The sequence below is a fragment of the Bradyrhizobium sp. Leo170 genome (assembly GCF_004296405.1).
Taxonomy (GTDB): Bacteria; Pseudomonadota; Alphaproteobacteria; order Rhizobiales; family Xanthobacteraceae; genus Bradyrhizobium.
This window is the reverse complement of sequence record NZ_PSRR01000763.1, coordinates 1-946: the sequence shown is the minus strand read 5'-3', so window position 1 is coordinate 946 and position 946 is coordinate 1. Positions and strand designations below refer to the sequence as shown.

1 protein-coding gene is annotated in these 946 nt (G+C 61.7%); it reads right to left on the bottom strand.

What is annotated here, in order from left to right:
- Nucleotides 1–27 precede the first annotated feature (27 nt).
- Nucleotides 28–861 (bottom strand): IS5 family transposase, encoded by an 834-nt coding sequence (locus tag CWO89_RS44560; protein WP_130584423.1) that lies wholly within the window; start codon nucleotides 859–861, stop codon nucleotides 28–30.
- Between the last annotated feature and the right edge of the window lie 85 nt (nucleotides 862–946).

Genomic DNA, 946 nt, shown 5'->3' with positions numbered 1-946 from the left:
CTCCTCAGAGTCTGACTCAAAAAGCGGTCAGCATTTGGAGGGCGTGGCGAGGCGTCGGGTGAGGAGCCTGACGTGGGCAATGAGAAGCCAGGCGACTTCGGTGGCGGCGGAGCCCTCGAAGTCTCTGGCGAGGCGTCGGCATCTTCCGAACCAGGCGAAGGTGCGTTCGACGACCCAGCGTCGAGGCAAGAGCTGGAAGCCTTTGACCCCGGGCGGGCGCTGAACGATTTCGATGGTCCACGGCCCGCAATGGGAGATCGCTTCCACGAGCTGTTTTCCGCGATAAACCCGGTCCGCAAAGACGTGACGCAGCTTGGGAAAGCGATCTCGCACGCGCTCCAGCAGGGGGACCGCACCATGGACATCCTGAACATTGGCGGGATGAACGTGGACGGCCAGCAGAAGACCGTTGGTATCGGTGACGATGTGCCGTTTGCGTCCATGAACCCGTTTGCCCGGATCGAAGCCACGCGGTCCGCCGGCTTGTGTCGTCGAAGCACTTTGGCTGTCGATGACGGCTGCCGTCGGTGTCAGCTTGCGGCCGAGTTTTCGCCGCGCCTGTCGCACCAGAGCCCTGACGATCCTGTGCCACCTGCCGGTATCGCGCCAAGCATAAAAATAGCTCTGGACCGTCGAGTACGGCGGGAACTCGCTTGGCAAAGCCCGCCACTGGCAGCCGGTGGACAAAATGTAGAAGATCGCCTGCACCACCTCGCGCAAATCGACCTGCCGCGGTCGCCCGAGCCGCCGTCGCCGCGGCATCTTCCGGGCAATCAGCGCCCACTCCGCATCGGTCAGATCGCTTGCGTAACGCAGTCCACTACGCTGATACTGAACACGAGTGATTTTGGTCCACGGCATCGTGCCCTCCCTCGAATCTTCGCAAATCCGAAGGAATCACAGCCGACCGAAATCACTCACTCCTTTTTTCAGTCAGGCTCTCAGG